General features: G+C 70.1%; 19 protein-coding genes. 16 read left to right on the top strand and 3 right to left on the bottom strand.

The features are described from left to right. Nucleotides 1-19 precede the first annotated feature (19 nt). Nucleotides 20-367, bottom strand: a complete 348-nt coding sequence (locus tag ACN28F_RS14440) for a hypothetical protein (RefSeq protein ID WP_289208484.1) — start codon at nt 365-367, stop codon at nt 20-22. A gap of 317 nt (nt 368-684) precedes the next feature. On the opposite strand from ACN28F_RS14440, the gene ACN28F_RS14435 reads away from it, so the two are divergent. From ACN28F_RS14435 to ACN28F_RS14385, 11 genes are all read left to right on the top strand, one after another. After that, nucleotides 685-1,914, top strand: coding sequence for an RCC1 domain-containing protein (locus ACN28F_RS14435; RefSeq protein ID WP_289208483.1), 1,230 nt, complete (start codon nt 685-687; stop codon nt 1,912-1,914). Between the two features lie 403 nt (nt 1,915-2,317). Beyond that, the gene (locus ACN28F_RS14430; protein ID WP_421358200.1) at nt 2,318-2,608 is read left to right on the top strand and encodes an FAD-dependent oxidoreductase; all 291 of its coding nucleotides are present in this window, start codon (nt 2,318-2,320) and stop codon (nt 2,606-2,608) included. 8 nt (nt 2,609-2,616) lie between these two features. Continuing rightward, a complete protein-coding gene (locus ACN28F_RS14425; RefSeq protein WP_289208480.1) occupies nt 2,617-3,150 on the top strand; it encodes a MarR family transcriptional regulator in 534 nt (177 codons plus the stop codon). Nucleotides 3,151-3,287: 137 nt separating this feature from the next. Further along, nucleotides 3,288-3,752 carry a hypothetical protein gene (locus tag ACN28F_RS14420; RefSeq protein ID WP_353850489.1) on the top strand — a complete coding sequence of 155 codons (465 nt, stop codon included), beginning with the start codon at nt 3,288-3,290 and terminating at the stop codon, nt 3,750-3,752. After that, nucleotides 3,749-4,534, top strand: coding sequence for a cellulose binding domain-containing protein (locus ACN28F_RS14415; protein ID WP_421358198.1), 786 nt, complete (start codon nt 3,749-3,751; stop codon nt 4,532-4,534). Before ACN28F_RS14420 ends, ACN28F_RS14415 begins: the two co-directional genes overlap by 4 nt. A gap of 53 nt (nt 4,535-4,587) precedes the next feature. Next, the gene (locus ACN28F_RS14410) at nt 4,588-5,289 is read left to right on the top strand and encodes a hypothetical protein (RefSeq protein ID WP_289208479.1); all 702 of its coding nucleotides are present in this window, start codon (nt 4,588-4,590) and stop codon (nt 5,287-5,289) included. Nucleotides 5,290-5,333: 44 nt separating this feature from the next. Continuing rightward, nucleotides 5,334-5,684, top strand: a complete 351-nt coding sequence (locus tag ACN28F_RS14405) for a hypothetical protein (protein WP_289208478.1) — start codon at nt 5,334-5,336, stop codon at nt 5,682-5,684. Between the two features lie 129 nt (nt 5,685-5,813). Beyond that, complete coding sequence (locus ACN28F_RS14400; RefSeq protein WP_421358195.1) at nt 5,814-6,146, top strand: PadR family transcriptional regulator; 333 nt, start codon at nt 5,814-5,816, stop codon at nt 6,144-6,146. Continuing rightward, entirely contained in the window at nt 6,146-6,529 is a 384-nt protein-coding gene (locus ACN28F_RS14395; protein WP_421358193.1) for a DUF1048 domain-containing protein, read from the top strand. The genes ACN28F_RS14400 and ACN28F_RS14395 overlap by 1 nt, the downstream gene beginning before the upstream one ends. Beyond that, nucleotides 6,526-7,335, top strand: coding sequence for an ABC transporter ATP-binding protein (locus ACN28F_RS14390; RefSeq protein ID WP_421358191.1), 810 nt, complete (start codon nt 6,526-6,528; stop codon nt 7,333-7,335). The genes ACN28F_RS14395 and ACN28F_RS14390 overlap by 4 nt, the downstream gene beginning before the upstream one ends. Next, nucleotides 7,332-8,093, top strand: coding sequence for an ABC transporter permease (locus ACN28F_RS14385; protein WP_421358189.1), 762 nt, complete (start codon nt 7,332-7,334; stop codon nt 8,091-8,093). The genes ACN28F_RS14390 and ACN28F_RS14385 overlap by 4 nt, the downstream gene beginning before the upstream one ends. A 61-nt stretch (nt 8,094-8,154) precedes the next feature. Here the strand turns inward: ACN28F_RS14385 and ACN28F_RS14380 are convergent, their stop codons facing one another. Both ACN28F_RS14380 and ACN28F_RS14375 read right to left on the bottom strand, forming a co-directional pair. Further along, complete coding sequence (locus ACN28F_RS14380; protein WP_289208474.1) at nt 8,155-8,325, bottom strand: hypothetical protein; 171 nt, start codon at nt 8,323-8,325, stop codon at nt 8,155-8,157. A gap of 178 nt (nt 8,326-8,503) precedes the next feature. Continuing rightward, nucleotides 8,504-8,965, bottom strand: a complete 462-nt coding sequence (locus ACN28F_RS14375; protein ID WP_289208473.1) for a VOC family protein — start codon at nt 8,963-8,965, stop codon at nt 8,504-8,506. Nucleotides 8,966-9,092: 127 nt separating this feature from the next. On the opposite strand from ACN28F_RS14375, the gene ACN28F_RS14370 reads away from it, so the two are divergent. The 5 genes from ACN28F_RS14370 to ACN28F_RS14350 all read left to right on the top strand — a co-directional run bounded on the left by ACN28F_RS14370 (nt 9,093) and on the right by ACN28F_RS14350 (nt 17,353). Continuing rightward, complete coding sequence (locus ACN28F_RS14370; RefSeq protein ID WP_289208472.1) at nt 9,093-10,115, top strand: helix-turn-helix transcriptional regulator; 1,023 nt, start codon at nt 9,093-9,095, stop codon at nt 10,113-10,115. After that, complete coding sequence (locus ACN28F_RS14365) at nt 10,112-10,918, top strand: SAM-dependent methyltransferase (RefSeq protein WP_289208471.1); 807 nt, start codon at nt 10,112-10,114, stop codon at nt 10,916-10,918. Before ACN28F_RS14370 ends, ACN28F_RS14365 begins: the two co-directional genes overlap by 4 nt. A gap of 416 nt (nt 10,919-11,334) precedes the next feature. Beyond that, nucleotides 11,335-13,083 (top strand): RICIN domain-containing protein, encoded by a 1,749-nt coding sequence (locus ACN28F_RS14360; protein WP_421358186.1) that lies wholly within the window; start codon nt 11,335-11,337, stop codon nt 13,081-13,083. Next, nucleotides 13,080-14,717 carry a S8 family serine peptidase gene (locus ACN28F_RS14355; RefSeq protein WP_421358184.1) on the top strand — a complete coding sequence of 546 codons (1,638 nt, stop codon included), beginning with the start codon at nt 13,080-13,082 and terminating at the stop codon, nt 14,715-14,717. Before ACN28F_RS14360 ends, ACN28F_RS14355 begins: the two co-directional genes overlap by 4 nt. A gap of 38 nt (nt 14,718-14,755) precedes the next feature. Beyond that, nucleotides 14,756-17,353 (top strand): right-handed parallel beta-helix repeat-containing protein, encoded by a 2,598-nt coding sequence (locus ACN28F_RS14350; RefSeq protein ID WP_421358182.1) that lies wholly within the window; start codon nt 14,756-14,758, stop codon nt 17,351-17,353. Nucleotides 17,354-17,360 lie beyond the last annotated feature (7 nt).

Genomic DNA, 17,360 nt, shown 5'->3' with positions numbered 1-17,360 from the left:
CGACCACCGGGGGCGCCGGTCAGCCGGCCCGGTACGACAGGTAGTGACCCTTCGGCCAGCTGTGGAAGTTGTTCAGTTCGGCTGCCGGACCACTGCAGTCGGCGGTCCGGTAGCCGGGGACGGAACGGAAGCCGCCGCTCCAGGCGAGCAGCCAGGTCGCGTCGGCCGGGACGAGTCGGCAGACGCCGTCCGGCGCGTCCTGCCTGCCGACCACCTCGGTCGGGTAACTCGAGTAGAAGACCAGACCCTTGTCAGGCGACTGCACCGGCTCGCCGGCGGCAGCGGGCGACGTCGGTAGCGTCACGGTCAGGGTGGCGATCATGGCTGCGGCGAGACCTGCGGTGACGGTGCGGACGGAAGCGCGCATTCGTGTCCTTTTGGGACGGCGGCGGGGAAGTGTCGGGCCGGCTCCAGCAGGTATTGGAGTGGCCTATGTCGATGCAACGATCGCCCCGGAAGCTTGCGGTGTCAACCAAATGGGGTTGGGGTCTAGGTATCAGCCCAAACCTCCCGATCGGTGCTCGGGTGATCTCGACATCGGGGGCCTCGTCCCTGCTCGCGAGTGTTCGATGTCGATGTATGTCGATGTAGAGTCTGATCACTGTGTGGCTGCGGGTAGCGGATGGCCGGCCGAGCACCGCCGACTCCACACTGGGGAACCGACGACGTCTGGGAGATCAGGACATGAAGGAACATCAGGAGGGTTGGCTGCGGCCGCGATGGCGGCGGGCAGCCCGAGCCGTCGCGGCGGCGGCCTCCTTCGGAATCGCCGTGTTCGCCATCGGGGCCTCGGCGGGCGCGGCCACGGCGGGTGTCAGCCCTGCCGTCGGGGAGCCGTCGGCCGGCGTCTTCTCCGCCGTACCGGTGTCCCAGGTCGCCGCAGGTGACCTGCACAGCTGCGCCGTCCGTACGGATGGAACGCTGTGGTGCTGGGGCAACAACTTCTACGGCCAGCTCGGCGACGGGACCAACACCAACCGGACCGCTCCGGTCCAGGTCGGCACCGCCACCACCTGGGCGAGTGTCGACGCGGGCAGCGGCAGCACCTGCGCCACCCGTACCGATGGAACGCTGTGGTGCTGGGGCAACAACGCCGGCGGCCAGCTCGGCGACGGCACCACCACGAGGCGGAACGCGCCCGTGCGGGTCGGTACCGACAGCACCTGGGCCAGCGTCAGCGCCGCCAGCAACCACACCTGCGCGGTGCGGACCACCGGCAGCCTGTGGTGCTGGGGCCTCAACCGGCACGCCCAACTCGGCGTCGGCACGTCCGTCTACCAGACGACCATCCCGGTGCAGGTGGGTACGGCGACCACCTGGGCGAGTGTCACGACCGGTTACGCACACACCTGTGCCGTCCGGACCGAGGGCACCCTCTGGTGCTGGGGTAGCAGTTCGGACGGGCAGCTCGGTCTCGGCATCCTGAGCTACCAGGCGACCCCGGCCCAGGTGGGCACCACGACCACCTGGGCCGCCGTGACGGCCGGCTACGTGCACACCTGCGCGGTCCGCACCACCGGGACGCTCTGGTGCTGGGGCGAGAACGGGTACGGCCAGGTGGGCGGGGGCACCGGCTTCCAGACCACTCCGCTGCAGATCGGCACCGCCACCACCTGGACCCGTGTGCAGGCGAGCGTCGACTCCTCGTGCGGCGCGCGTGCCGACGGCAGCCTGTGGTGCTGGGGGAGCAACGTCATGGGGCAGCTGGGCGACGGCACCACCACGCACCGGTCGACCCCGACCCGGGTCGGCACCGCTACCGACTGGACGCCCGGCGTCTCCGTGTCGTACCACGCCTGCGCGCCGCGTACCGACGGCAGCCTCTGGTGCTGGGGCAACAACTCGTTCGGGCAGCTCGGCGACGGCACCACCACCCAACGGTCGACCCCGGTTCTGGTGAGCCTGCCGGGCTGACCTGCGTCGACTCGGTCCGGGCCGCGCTGCCGATGCTGGGCGGCGCGGCCCGGTGCCGGGTGCGACATCCCGGCGGTCTTGTCGAAATTAACTTAGTCATTAAGATGATTGGATGACCGTATCGACCGACTTCTCTGTGGCGATCGCCGGGCCTTCGCTCGACTGGCTCCGGGCAGCTATGCGCCGACCGGCGACGACTACGTGATGTGGGACTGCTGTTGCGGCAGGAGCAAGTGCCCGCCGATGTCCGCGGGCACCTGCTGACGCTGTGGGAACTGGCTGCCCGCACGAGTACGGACTTCCACCCGCTCATCCGGCGGCTGGTTGAAACGGCGGAGGTGGACGCCACCGTACTCAACGTCTTCGCCGCCGGCCGCGCCGGTGGACGGTGCCGCGGGCGACGATGACGGGCGACGCCGTGCACGTCATGCCACCGTTCGGGGCCCAGGGCGGCAACACCGCGCTGCGCGACGCCGCCCTGCTCGGCCGCAAACTGGTCGAGGCCCGGGCGAGCGGTACGCAGGTGGAGGAGGCGATCGCCGCATACCAGGACGAGATGGCCCACTACGCCTTCCAGGCCGTTGACACCGCTGCCGGGCTGATGCGCCGCCTCACCGGAGGTGCCGCCGTACCGCACGGGGTGCTGACCCGCGTGCTGCCTCGGCTGCACCGGGTGACCGTACCGGAGGCATGATTGCCGGCATGTCCCACGAGTCGGCCCGTGCGGCCGCGATCGCCGACCTGATGCGCGCCGGCCGGGAGATGTCCCGGCTGTCCATGGTGTTCCGGTACGCCATCGCCGAGCGGCTCGGCCTCACGGTGAGCGACCTGGAGTGCCTGGACTACCTGGCGGACGCCGGTTCCGCCACCGCGGGGCAGGTCGCCGACCGTACCAACCTCACCACCGGGGCGGTGACCAGCATGCTCCGCCGGCTTCAGCAGGCGGGCTACGTGAGCGCCGAGCACGATCCGGCGGACCGGCGGCGGGTGATCGTCACCCTTCGGCCGAAGCGGATGGCCGACCTGGAGCGGCCGTACGAGCAGTTCGCCGAACGGACGCGGCGGCTCGTCGCGGACTACAGCGTCGAGGAGATCGGCTGCTGGTCCGGCACTACGACCGCATGCAGGCGATGTACCTCGCCGAGTTGGACCGCGTCGACGATCGTCGTGGGCCTGGTCGATTTGACACGTTGTGACCTGGTCGCGTCGGCCAGGCTCGGGAAATCATATTTATGATCTTGATTGTTTAGATCTGGCTATCTGGTCTCGTGGTGTCTCGCGCTTCACGGCTGTGGCGTGCCTGCCGGCCACGCGAACGACGGATCGGAGTGACCATGTCCAGACGGAGATCCGTTGTCGGATCTGTCGCAACAGTGGCGGCCATCACCCTCGCGTTGGGTGCGGTGATGGTCGGCGGGGGCCTCGGGGCCACCGCCTCGGCAACCGACGTCGGCGTACTCGCCGCAAGCGCTGGTTGCGGCAAGAACCCGACGCTGACCAGCGGCACGCGGAACATTCAGAGCGGCGGCCGGACGCGCACCTTCACGCTGCGGCTCCCCGACGGGTACGACAGGAACCGCCAGTACCGGCTGATCTTCGGCTTCCACTGGCTCAACGGCTCCGCCGCAGACGTCGTCAACGGCAACTACTACGGATTGCTGCCGGTGTCGAACAACAGCGCCATCTTCGTTGCGCCCCACGGCCTCAACGCCGGCTGGGCCAACTCCGGCGGCCAGGACGTGACCTTCACCGACGACATGATCCGGACAATCGAGAACGATCTATGCGTCGACACCTCGCAGCGCTTCTCGTTGGGCTTCAGCTACGGCGGGGCATGAGCTACGCGCTTGCGTGTGCCCGGGCTAACGTCTTCCGTGCCGTCGCGGTCTACGCCGGTGGCGTCATCAGCGGATGCAGCGGCGGCAACGACCCGATCGGCTACCTGCACGCCCACGGCATCAGCGACAACGTCCTGAGTATCGCCGGCGGGCGTTCCATGCGGGACAGGTTCGTCAGGAACAACGGCTGTACCCCCCAGAACGCCCCGGAACCGTCGCCGGGCAGCGGAAGGTACATCACCACCACCTACACCGGCTGCACGGCAGACCACCCAGTCTTCTGGCACGCGTTCGACGGCGGGCACACCCCCACCCCGGGATCCTGGCTCCCGCAGGCGACGTGGCAGTTCTTCGCCCAGTTCCAAGGCGCCACTCCTGGCCCGACGACCCCCGGCCCGACGACCCCTGGCCCGACCACTCCCGGCCCGACGACCCCTGGCCCGACCACCGCTCCGCCGGGCGGCGGAGCCTGCCGGGTCACCGCGAACGTCAACGCGTGGAACACCGGCCTCACCGAGGACATCACCGTCACCAACACCGGTACGGCCACGATCAACGGTTGGTCGCTGACCTTCACCCTGCCCGGCGGGCAGAACATCACCAACGGGTGGAACGCCAGCTACTCGCCCAGCTCCGGGCAGGTGACGGCCAGGAACGTCTCCTACAACGGCACCATCGCCCCCAACGCGTCAGTCAGCATCGGCTTCCAGGCCACTCACACCGGCAACACCGCCAAGCCGACATCCTTCAGCCTCAACGGCGCGCCCTGCACGGTGACGTGACGGTGCCGGAGCGGCAATCGCGCCGCTGACCTGGTCGCCGAATACTGGACCAGTTGATTTTGAACAAGCGGTGGGCCGGATCCCTTGTCGGGATTCGGCCCACCGCTTTGTCCGCCGGCGCTCTCGGCCAGGTCGACGGTCACAGCCCGCTCTGCGGATGGACCGGCCTGACGACGCTGAAGACGGCCAGCTGGGCGAGTGCCCAGATCGCCGTACGCCTGCCGGACGACCTCGATCCGCCGGATAGGGTGCCTTCGGTGGCGGCGGTGAGCGGTTTGCCTGAGTGGTCGGCGGCGTTGCGGGGTGTCGACTGGGCTTCGCTCGGGGACGCCCACGGTGCGGCCGGGGATCTTCCGGGGATTCTTCTTGCGGTGTGGTCGGATGATCCGGCGGCCTGCCGTGGGGCGTACCGGGCGCTGGCGGGGCGTCTGGTGCATCAAGGTTCGCGGTACGAGGCGAGTGCTGTCGCGGCGGGGTTTCTGATCGATGTCGTGGCGGATCCTGCGGCGCCTGACCGGTTCGCCGCCTGCCAGGTGCTGCGAATGATCGCGATCGGCGACGAGAGTTACTGGTTGACCGAGTTGCCGGACATTGCTGCGGTTCGGCGTGAGGTGGCCCGGCAGGCGACGCTGACGCTGGCGGAGCTGGAACATGAGCAGTCGATGTGGGTGGCTGCGGCCGGTGATGAGGATGAGCGGCGGGGCCGGGAGTCGGCTGCCCGCTACTCATCGAGGAGCTGTCCGCCTGTCTGCTGAACGCGACCGAACCCGTGCCGGACTGGCCGTTCCTGGACGGGGACATGTCAGGGCTGGCGGCGCTGACCCTGGCGCGGCTGGACCCTGACTGTGCTACCGATCGGGTCGAGATCCTGGCGCGGCGGCTGGCCGACACGGTGTCCGGCACTGACCGGTTCACGCTGGTGGGCGCGTTGCTGGACGCGGCGTTCCCGGACCACGACGCCGCAGGGCGGGGCGGTGAGGCTGGGCCGACGGGACCGGGCCGGATCGTCGACGCCCAGCAGGTGGCGGTTCGTGCGCTGGTGGACAGCGCGGTCTGGGGGGACGGGCCGATGATGGCGATGCTGCTCGGCCGGTACGGTCTGCCGTCCGCGTCGGCGTCGCTGCGGGGCTGGCTGGCCGGGGACCGGTAGCACCAACACCAACTGCCCTCGCTCCCTGTTTCTGCCGGAGCCAGTGCGAGGTCCTTGCGGTCACGCTAGTCAGTGTTACTATGTACCAGTAGTCAGTGTTGCTTAGTACCGACGCGTGGGGTGGGGTTCGTGGGCAGGCAGATGACGGAAATGCTCAAGGGAACGCTGGAGGGCATCGTCCTCGCGGTCCTGGCCATGCGGCCCGCGTACGGGTACGAGATCACCGCGTGGCTACGGGATCAGGGTTTCTCCGAGATCGCCGAGGGCACGGTCTACGCCCTGCTGGTCAGGGTCGAACAGAAACGCCTCGTCGACGTGGAGAAAGTCCCGTCCGAGAAGGGGCCACCACGCAAGGTGTACTCCCTCAACGCCCAAGGGCGGGAGTACCTCGAAGAGTTCTGGAAGACCTGGAGTCTCCTCGCTGGAAGGCTCGAGATGCTCCACAAGGGAGAGCGGTCGTAGTGTTCAGTACGGAGAGCGGATTTCTCGGCAGGGTAGTCGGCCCGAAACGGCGGTGGCGCGCCTACAAGGCGCGCGTGCGAAAGCTCCCTGCGCCGTACCGCGCGGCGGTCGAGGCCATCGAACGGTACCTGATGCACTTCGGGGCGATGGACGGCGACAGCGCGGCATCGCTGTTCGAGGACGTCGCCGACCTGTTCGAGCGGGCCGCGGCAGACGGCGCACCGATCCGGGACATCGTCGGCAAAGACCCGGTCGAGTTCGTCGAGGCGTTGATCGCCAACTACGACAAGGGCGGGTACGTGACCCGGGAACGCGACCGGCTGTCCCGTGCCATCGCGCTCGCCGCCGGTGAAACCCCCGGCAGCGCGGAGGGACCGCGATGACCGTGCGGCAGGCCCCGGCGATCCACGTACGCGGGCTGGAGAAGTCGTACCGGCGGCTGAAGGTGCTGCGGGGGGTGGGCTTCGACGTGGCACCAGGCAGCATCTTCGCCCTGCTCGGGTCGAACGGAGCCGGCAAGACGACCGTCGTGCGTACTCTCGCCACCCTGCTCAAGGCGGACGCGGGGACGGCCACCGTCAACGGCTTCGATGTCGCCACCCAGGCGGCCCAGGTACGGGAGTCGATCAGCCTCACCGGGCAGTTCGCGGCCGTCGACGAGGTTCTCAGCGGTCGGGAGAACCTCGTGCTGGTGGCTCGACTGCGACACCTGCCGAACCCGGGCAGGGTCGCCGACGACCTGCTCGACCGCCTGTCGCTGACCGACGCCGCGCGACGGAAGGCGTCGACGTACTCCGGCGGCATGCGCCGCCGCCTGGACATCGCCATGAGCCTCGTCGGGAACCCGCCGGTCATCTTCCTCGACGAGCCGACGACCGGGCTCGACCCCCAGGCACGCATCGAGGTGTGGCGGACCGTCAAGGAACTCGCCGACCAGGGCACGACCGTACTGCTGACCACCCAGTACCTGGCCGAGGCCGAGCACCTCGCCGACCGGATCGCGATCCTCCACGAGGGCCGGATCATCGTCGACGGCACCCTCACCGAACTGAGACAGCTGCTCCCGCCCGCCACGGTCGAGTACGTCGAGAAGCAGCCGACCCTCGAGGACGTCTTCTTCGCCATCGTCGGCAACGGCGACAAGGACGGGCAGCAACCGACCGGACCAGCGAGTGAGGAACAGCGATGAGCACACGTTTTCCTGGCGACACCGCCGTCCTGCTGGGCCGGTCACTGACGCATGTCAGCCGCAGCGCGGACACCATCGTCACGACCGCGATCACGCCGATCGCGATGATGCTGCTCTTCGTCTACGTGTTCGCCGGTGCGATCGACAGCGGATCCGGTTCGTACGTCAACTACCTGCTGCCCGGGATTCTGCTGATCACGGTCGCGTCCGGGATCGCGTACACCGCTTTCCGGCTCTTTCTCGACGTGCGCAGCGGCATCTTCGAGCGATTCCAGTCCATGCCGATCGCACGATCGTCGGTGCTGTGGGCGCACGTACTGACGTCGTTGGTTGCCAATCTCGTCTCGCTCGTGGTCGTCGTCGGCGTAGCACTGCTCATGGGCTTCCGTACGAGCGCTGGGGTGCTGGCCTGGCTCGCGGTCGCCGGCATCCTGATCCTGTTCACCCTCGCACTGACCTGGCTCGCCGTCATCCCCGGGCTCACCGCGAAGAGCGTGGACGGCGCGAGTGGATTCTCGTACCCGCTGATCTTCCTGCCGTTCGTCAGTTCGGCGTTCGTGCCCACCGACACCATGCCCGGACCGGTACGTGCCTTCGCCGAGCACCAGCCGGTGACGGCGATCGTCGACGCGATCCGCAACCTGTTCGCGCAGCAGCCGGTCGGTGCCGACATCTGGATCGCCCTCGCCTGGTGCGTCGGGATCCTTGTCGTCGCCTATGCCTTCGCCGTGATCACCTATCGTCGTCGGATCTCCTGAACCGCGCAGGTGCGGCGCCATCGGGTAGCGACGGTGCCGCACGTTGTGCGGTCGGCAAGTCCTACTGTTCGTCGTCAACCTGCTCGGTACGCCCGTCGCGGGTGACGGTCGGCTCCAGATGCTCGTCCGGCTGAGGCGCCTGCGCCACGGTGTGGTGCGGATCCCCGTCCGGCGAGAACAGCACCCGGTCCGTCTTCGGACTCTTCTCCTGGTTCTCCTCGGGCTCGGTCACGGCGCTGCTCCCTCCAGCTGGATGTCGTTCCTACGCTATGCCCCGAACCGGCGGCCCGAATCCCGTTCGCCGGAGTAGGGCGACGGAACCGGATCTTCAGCCATTGGCCGAGGTCCTTTTTGTCGGCTGGGAGCGGTCCGGGGCGGGCCAGGGCCACCCCGGACCGGACGGGTACGGGTCAGCCGGCGTAGGCCACGGCGACGTCGAGGATCCAGGTGACGCCGAAGCGGTCGGTGAGCATCCCGAAGCCCGGCGCCCACTGCGACGGGCCGAACTTCTCGATGCTCTCGGCACCGTCGGCCAACTTGTCCCACAGCGCGCCGACCTCTTCGGCGGACTCGCCACGGACGGAGACGAAGAACCGATCGCCGGTCAGCGTCATGCCGTGCTCGCGGGTGGTGGCGGCCGGCGCGGCCGGGGCCGGGGCGTGGCCGGGTACGTCGTAGGCCATGACGTTGAAGCCATTGTCGGCTGTGATCTGCCCGAAGACGACCTTGTCGGCATCGGGTGCCTCCTTCGGCATGCCGAAGTCACCGTACGTGACGACGGTGAGGTGGCCGCCGAACACCGACTGGTAGAACTGGAGGGCCGCGCGGGCGTCACCACGGAAGTTGAGGTGAGTGGTGGTCGTGATAGCCATGCTGTTTCTCCTGGGCTGTCGTCTGCGGTAACCGGTGCCGGCTCAGCCGGCCAGCGGGGTGGCACTGGCCTAGATTCGCAGCACAAGGTGCCAGGGAGTGGCACCTACTGCGGGCAGAATCGGATTCATGCCGAAAACCTCCGCGCGCCTGTTGGCACTGCTGTCGCTGCTGCAAACCCGCCGGGACTGGTCCGGTGCCGCGCTGGTCGACCGGCTGGACGTCAGCCTGCGCACGGTGCGGCGCGACATCGACCGGCTGCGTGAACTCGGCTACCCCATCGCTGCGGTCAAAGGTCCCGAGGGCGGTTACCGGCTCGCCGCCGGCACCAACCTGCCCCCGCTACTGTTCGACGACGAGCAGGCCGTCGCTCTCACCGTCGCCCTGCAGATCGCCGCGACCACCCCGGACAGCAGCCTCGCCGAACCCGCCGCACGAGCGTTGAACACCATCAGGCAGGTGTTGCCCTCCCGGCTACGGCACCGCGTCCAGGCTCTCGACGTCACCGTCGTCAACCGGCCCTCCACCCGTCCGGCCGAACCGGTTCATGGCGACGTGCTGCTGGCCATCAGCTCCGCCGTGCATGCCCGCCAGATCCTTCGCTTCGACTACGGCTACAACGACACCATGTCGCTGCGCCGCGTCGAACCGCACCACGTCATCACCCGGGAGGGGCGTTGGTACCTCGTCGCCTGGGACCTCGACCGTGCCGACTGGCGCATCTTCCGCGTCGACCGCATCAGCCCACGCACCCCCCACGGACCGCACTTCACCCCGCGTGCGCTGCCCGGCGGAGACCTCGCCGAGTACGTCACCGGCGTCTTTCGCGGCTCCGTCGACGCCTCGGGCCGCTGGCCCTGCCAGGGAACCGTGACCCTCGACCTCCCGGCATCCGTAGTGGCTGTCCACGCCGGCGACGGCATCGTCGAGCAGACCACCCCGGACCGCTGCCGGCTCACTCTTGGCTCCTGGTCCTGGCCCAGCCTCGCCGCCGCCATCGCGCGCTACGACGCGGACATCACCGTCATCGGCCCCGACGAACTCGCCGAGGCCTTCGTGCACCTGGCCCACCGATTCAGCCGCGCCGTACCCGGGCACGCCGCCGCCCCGACTGCGTCGCCGCCCCTGTGGTGCGGAACAATGCCATCGTGACCGAGGACCGGGAGCTCTCCGTAGATTCCAAGCTGGACACCGCCGTGCCGCACTCGGCCCGGATCTGGAACTACTGGCTGGGCGGCAAGGACAACTTCGCGGTCGACCGGGCCGTCGGCGACGAGGTGATCGCCCACATCCCGGACATCCCCGTCGGAGCGAGGTCCGAGCGCGCGTTCCTCAAGCGCGTGGTCAGGTTCCTCGTCGAGGATGCCGGTATCGGTCAGTTCCTCGATGTCGGCACCGGGCTCCCGTCGGCGGACAACACCCACGAGGTCGCGCAGTCCCTCGACCCACGCTGCCGGGTGGTCTACATCGACAACGACCCGCTTGTCATGGCGCACGCGCGTGCGCTGCTGACCAGCACGGCGGAAGGCAGCTGCGACTACGTCGAAGCCGACCTGCGGCAGCCGGACACGATACTCGCGTCCGCGCGGCGGACGCTCGACTTCTCGCGGCCGATTGGCCTCATGCTCCTCGGCGTCGTCAACCACCTGATGGACGACGACGTGGCGTACGGTGCGGTCGCGCAGCTGGTGCGGGCGATGCCTGCCGGTAGCCACCTGGTGCTCACCCACTCCACCGCAGAGATCCACGGTGAGCCGATGCTGCGCGTGATGCGGGAAACCACCGAGCGTGGCGGCACGCCGATCCGGGCCAGGACCCGGACGGAGATCGAACGCTTCTTCGACGGGCTGGATCTGTTGGAGCCCGGCGTCGTCACCTGCTCGCGCTGGCGCCCGGACCCGGAGTCCGCCGAGCCTGAGGTCTACCTGTTCGGCGGCGTCGGGCGCGTCGGCTGAGCTGACCCTCTCGGTGTCGGTCGGCCGTGCGGGTGCCCAGTTCCCGCCTCCTGCCACCCAATTCCCGCCCCCTGCCACCCGGGACTGCTGACCAACCAGGATCCTGCCCTGGTCGAGGCCGTCCTCGTCGGTGGACGAGCTTCGTACCGTGATCGGCGCATGACATCGACAGCGGCCACCAGGGACAGGTTGTCGATGTGGGGCAGCGGCGGGCGTCGCCGCCCGTCCGTGACGGCGCGCCCCCGTACGTCCGTCGATTCATGCAGTGTTTACCGGTGGGTCAGTTTGATCGCCCGTGTTCCACATTGCGCACATCTAGCCTGCGACAGGTCGGCCTGACCGGTCGGCGCATCCACTCCGGGCACGCGGCGAGTCTTTCTGAGGTAGGACCGAGAAGGTTGGTGGCCATAATGGACATGTCGACCAGGGTCCGCAACCGGGCGTTCGTGGGGGTGGCCCTGGGCCTGGTCGCGATGATCACCCTGACCGCCTCCCTGGCACCTGGCCGGGCCGACGCCAGGGAACCACTACCTGGCAGCCCGATCTCCGACGCGGATGTCCGGCTGCTGACTGAGGCAGCCAGCTCATGCCCCACCTTGACCCCGGCGCGGCTGGCCGGTCAGGTGATGGCCGCGTCCCGGTTCTCGGCGACCCCGGTCGAGGCAGTGCAGGCCGTCGGGGGGCAGGGCGCCGCCGGGCTGGTGCCGACCGTGTGGCAGAAGTGGGCGCCGTGGGACGGGGCACGACCGGGCGACCGGTCGGCCAGCATCACCGCACTCGCCCACCACATGTGCCAACTGGTCGGCCAGTTGCGGGTGCTCGAACTCGACGGCGACCGGTGGCAGTTGGCGCTGGCGGCGCACCGGGTCGGTGTCGAGGCCGTCGTCGAGGCTGGCGACGTGCCGGTCGGAGCCGTGGAGTACGTCGACACCGTGGAGCGGTACGCCACCTGGTACGCGTTGCAGCCGGCCTTCGGCGGAGATGGGGAAGCCGCGCCCGTGGAGACAGTGCCGGTCACCGGGGAGCGGGTCGCCGACGCCGCGCCGTTGCCGGTGCCGGACGCGTACCTCGAACTGATCCAGACCGCCGGCGCTGTCTGCCCGCAGATGCCCCCTGCTCGGGTCGCCGCGCAGCTCATGGCCACCTCCGAATTCGACCCGCAGCGACTCGGCCCGACCGGCGAACAGGGCATCGCGCAGTTTCTGCCCGAGGTGTGGGTGACCTACGTACGGCCGTCGGCGGAGTCCTCACCGTGGACCCCTGCCTCGGCGGTGCCGGCCCTCGCCGAGACCATGTGTGCCCTGCTGGAGGCCCTGCCCGGGACCGGCCCGGACGCTTACCCGCTCGCGTTGGCGTCGTTCCTGCGTGGCGACACGACGATCCGCTCTTTGGCCGACGTGCCGGGCGGTGAACGAATCATCGTCCTAGCCGAGCAGGTGGGCCACTTCGAGGCCGAGTATGCGAAGGATCCTCGGCTGGCCCCGCCGGCCGATCCGTCGCCGTCGGCCGATCCGTCGCCGAGCCCGACCATTGGGCCCGAGCGGTCGCCGGGGGCGAGCCCTGGCGTGACGACCCCTGCGCCGACGGCACCCCGACCTTCGCCGACGGCGACGCGGTCGAGCGCCCCGGAGCCGGCCGGCTCCGACCAGCCGCCGGTCAAGGCCAAGGACGCCGATGGAACCAACCGCTCGTACGGGCCGTTCTTCATCTACAACCTCGGCACCGAGATGTGCGTGGACGTTCCGGGGGCCGGCCCCGGGCCGCGCGACGGACCGGTCCTGCAGGACCTCTGCTACCCGCACACTCCTGACAACCAGGAGTACGCCTTCGTCCCGCGTCGGGTCGACGGTTCCGGTAACCAGCTGTACTGGATTCGTAGCGTCACCTCCCAGTACTGCCTGGACCTGCCCGGTAAGGGCTCGGTTCCGCCAGCGACGCCGCTGAACGAGACCGGTTGTTTCGACGACGAGAACCAGTACTGGCTGCTGCAGCCCACCGTGAAGTCCGGCAACGTCCAGTACTACCGGATCATCAACACCGCCTCGAACCTCTGCCTGGACGTTCCCGGCTATGCGAGTGGTGGAACCGGCCTTCGCCTCGAGGTGTTCGGCTGTCGGTCGAACGACGACCACGACTGGGCGCTGATCCGGAAGGCCAACTGGTGACCGGGCCCCTGGCCCGGACGGCCCTGACCGGGTTGGCGACGCTCATGGCGGTGACCGCTGCCGCGACGGGCGCGGTCACCGACGTCCGGGCAGCGCCGGCCGCGCCCGCCGGCCAGCAGTTGGAGCGGTACGTCCTCTACTACACGGTGCTGGCGTCGTACCAGGGCAAGCCGGAGACGCTCTGGGCGATCGCCGACCGGTTTCTCGGTGACGCCGAGCGAGCCGGTGAGATCCTGGTACTCAACTCCGGGCGGCAGCAGCCGGACGGCGGCTGGTTGACCGATCCGGGGCAGCTGAACGAGGGCTGGCACCTCGTGCTGCCCTGGGACGCGATCGGGACCGGACTGCGACACGGCCCGCTGCCCAGCACGACGGCGGTGAAACCTGGCGCGACCTCGACGCCTGAACCGTCTGGTTCGCTCAGACCGTCCGACTCGATCGACCGCCCGGCGAATCCAGCCCCGGCGAATCCGGCCAGCGATCCGGGGCGGAGCGCGCTGCCCCTGGCCGGTCAGCGGGCCGATTCCGGCTCTGCGGGGTCCGACCGCACCGGCTGCCGGCCGACTGCCGTCGCGACCGCACCGGCCGAGGCGAACTGGGGACAGCGGCTGGTGGCACCGCAGCGGGTGTGGCCGACCGCCACCGGCGCCGGCGTTTCGGTGGCCGTCGTCGACTCGGGCGTCGCTGCGGGCCGGCCGGAGCTCGGTGACCGGCTCGGTCGAGGCGTGGACATCGTGTCCGGCAGAGGCCCGGGTGACACGGACTGCGTCGGCTCGGGTACCGCACTGGCGGGTATCGTCGCCGCCGACGACGGCAGCGGCGGCGACCTGGTGGGGATGGCGCCGAAAGCCATGATCGTTCCGGTGCGGCTGGTGGACCGGGGCGTCCCGGCGAGCCCACCGGCGGCCGTGACAGCCATCGAGGTCGCGGTGGCCACCGGGGCGAAGGTGATCCTGCTCGGTGCGTCCGTCGACGTCAGTGACCCTACGGTCCGTTCCGCGGTCGACGAAGCGATCGGCTGGGGTGCGGTCGTGGTGGTGCCGGCCGCTGCCGCCGGATCGGCCATCGCCCCCGGAAACGGTCTGCTCCGCGTCGGCGGGCTCGGCCCCGACCAGCGACCGATCGCCGACTACCCGGCCGGCTCGGTGGACCTGCTCGCGCCGGCGGCCGGCATCCGCAGCATCAGCGCGGCGGGCACCGGGGCCTACGTCGGCACCGGTACGGAGTACGCTGCCGCGTTCGTCGCGGGCGCGGCGGCGCTGGTGCGTTCGGCCCACCCCGGGCTGTCCGGGGAACAGACCGGCCGGCAACTCGTCGTCTCCGCCGACCGGCCAGCCGACGACGGCGCGGAGAGCATCGGACGGCTCGATCCGTACGCGGCGGTCACCGACCGGCTGGTCGACGAAGGACTGCCCGCAGCCGTCGCCGAGCGGGGCGAAGGATCCCGATCGGTGTCCTGGCCGGCGGTGTCGGCGGTGTTCGTCGGGCTCGGGGCGCTGTTCGCCGGCGGGCGGCTCTGGGGCCGCTTCCGGACGGCGAGCAGGCGTCGCCGGCTGGCGCTGGAGCAGGCCGACGACCCGTTCAGCGGCCGCGCCGAAGGCACGGACCAACTGGTGCACAGCGGAAAGCCGTGAACACCGGTTCCGACGGTCTCCGGCTGGGGTGAACGACGGTGCGACTGAAGGTCCGCCGGCCGGGTGCCGACCCGAACGTCGTCCGGGTGGCACCCGGCGAACGAGGTGCCGCGCAGAGCATCGCGGCCGGCCTGCGGGCAGCGTCGGGTGGGCAGACCGTGCTGGTGGCGCCCGGTCTCTACCACGAGGAACTGCTCGTCGACACTGCGGCGCGGGTCCGGGCCGAGCAGGGGCCGGGCAGCGTGTCGGTGCTGCTGCGTACCTCGGTACGGATCACCGCCGCGGCGACGTTGACCGATCTGACGTTGGTCGGCGGCGACTCCGGTGAGCCGCTGCTGCGGATCGAGAGCGGCAGCGTGGAACTCGTCGGCTGCCAACTGCGTGGCGGCCGGATCGAGATCACCGGGAACGCCGACGCGGTGCTGCGCGACTGCCGGCTGACCGGTGCCCGGCTGGCCGGGCTGTACGCCACCGGCGACGCCGTGGTCCGGCTCGAACGGTGCGTCGTCACCGACATCGACGGCATAGGTGTGGTGGCCGGCGAGTCGGCGCAGACGACCCTGCAGGACACCTGGATCGACTCGGTAACCGGCTCCGGCGTACGGGCCCGTGGCACCGCCCGGATCGAACTGGTCCGCTGCACGGTCGTCGCAGCCGGACGCAACGGGCTCCGCGCCGAGGAGTCGGCGTCGGTCATCGGGCGGGACGTCACCGTGAGCCGCAGCGGCGCAGACTCGGTGTTCGCCTTCGGATCGGCCCGGGTGGAGCTCACCGGATGCCGGCTGACCGACCCGGCCGCTGCGGGAGTGGTCGCCGCCGACCGGTCGCAGCTGGTACTGACCCGCTGCGACGTGGGGCGCGCGGGCGCGACCGGTGTGGTGTGCCGGGACCAGGCCGAGGTCGGCATCTTCGCCGGGTCGGTGCGCGACTGCGCAGGCAACGGGATCCTCGTCACCGACCACGGATCGGTGACAGTCACCGACACCGCGCTGGGCGACTCGACCTACAGCGTGCTGCACGTCGGCGGTGCCGGCCGACTGACCGCCACCGGTGCCCTGGTCGGTCCGTCGGCGGAGCACGGGTTGCACGCCATCGGAACCGGCAGCGTCGAGCTGACCGGCGGCTGGGTGCGCGGCTGTGGGCTCGCCGGGGTGAGCACCGCCGACAGCGCCGAGGTGACGGCCACGGGCACCGTGCTGGCCGCGAACCGCAACGGGGTGGTCGTCGGTGCGGACCGGCCGGTACGGCTGACCGGATGCGTGGTCGACGCCAGCGGCAGGGCCGGCGTTCAGGTCGGCGTCGGTGCCACCGTGGAGTTGACCGACTGCCGGATCGACCGCGCCGGCACCGCCGGGATCGTCTTCGAGCAGGACAGCAGGGGGACCATCGATCGATGCACGGTGCGTGACGCCGAGGGCTCCGGCATCGTGGTGTGGACCGGGGCCAGCCCGCAGGTGACCGGCACGTCGTGCACGGCGGGCGCGAAGAACGCGTTGTTCGTCGCCGAGGGCGGCGGTGGCCGGTACGTCGACTGCGTTTTCACCGACAGCGCGTACCCGGCGATCCACGTCGGTGCCGGGGCGACGCCGGCCGTCGTGCGTGCCCGGATCCGCGACACCGAACTCGACGTCGACGTGGACCCGCAGGCCAAGCCGGTCTTCGAGGAGATCCGGCTGACCGAGGTTGCCAGGTCGTTGCTGCCGCCGACCGCGCTCGCCGCCAGCGGTGAACCCGGCGTTCCGGCGATGGCCGGGGCTTCGGCGGCCGGTGGGTCGCTGACCGAGACAGCCCCGACCGAGGCGGCCCGACCTACCGAGGCGGACCTGCCGGAACTGTTGGCCGAGCTGGAGTCGCTGGTCGGCCTGGACCGGGTCAAGCAGGATGTGCAGGCACAGATCAAACTCATGCAGACGGTACGCCGGCGCCGGGAGGCCGGGCTCGCCGCGCCGCCGTTGAGCCGGCACCTGGTCTTCGCCGGCAATCCCGGCACCGGCAAGACCACCGTGGCCCGCCTCTACGGCCGGCTGCTCGCCGCGTTGGGCATGCTGGAGCGCGGCCACCTCGTCGAGGCCGACCGGACCACGATGGTCGGCGAGTACGTCGGGCACACCGGCCCCCGTACCCAGGCCGTCTTCCGCCGGGCCCTCGGCGGTGTGCTCTTCATCGACGAGGCCTACTCGCTGGTCCCGCCGGGTCACACCAACGACTTCGGGCAGGAAGCGATCGCCACGCTGGTCAAACTGATGGAGGACTACCGCGACGACGTGGTGGTGATCGTGGCCGGCTACCCCTTGGAGATGAGCCGCTTCGTCGCCTCGAACCCAGGCCTGGCGTCCCGGTTCTCCCGGACGCTGACCTTCGAGGACTACGGGTCCACCGAGCTGACCGCCATCGTCGAGGCCCAGTGCCGACAGCACGAGTACCAGCTCGCCGACGACGCGCGTGCCGCCGTACACGACCTCTTCGCCGCGATCGACCACGGCCACGGGTTCGGCAACGGTCGCGCCGCGCGGCAGGTCTTTCAACGGATGACCGAACACCAGGCGCAGCGGGTCGCCGATCTCGTCGACCCGTCAACCGAAGACCTGCTGCGGCTCACCGCGTCCGACGTACCCGCCGCCAGTTCGGTGGCCTGACCGGTTC

Source organism: Solwaraspora sp. WMMA2101 (genome assembly GCF_049179175.1).
Lineage (GTDB): Bacteria > Actinomycetota > Actinomycetes > Mycobacteriales > Micromonosporaceae > Micromonospora_E.
The sequence above is the reverse complement of the archived record's forward strand: the minus strand, read 5'-3'. Positions and strand labels throughout refer to the sequence as shown.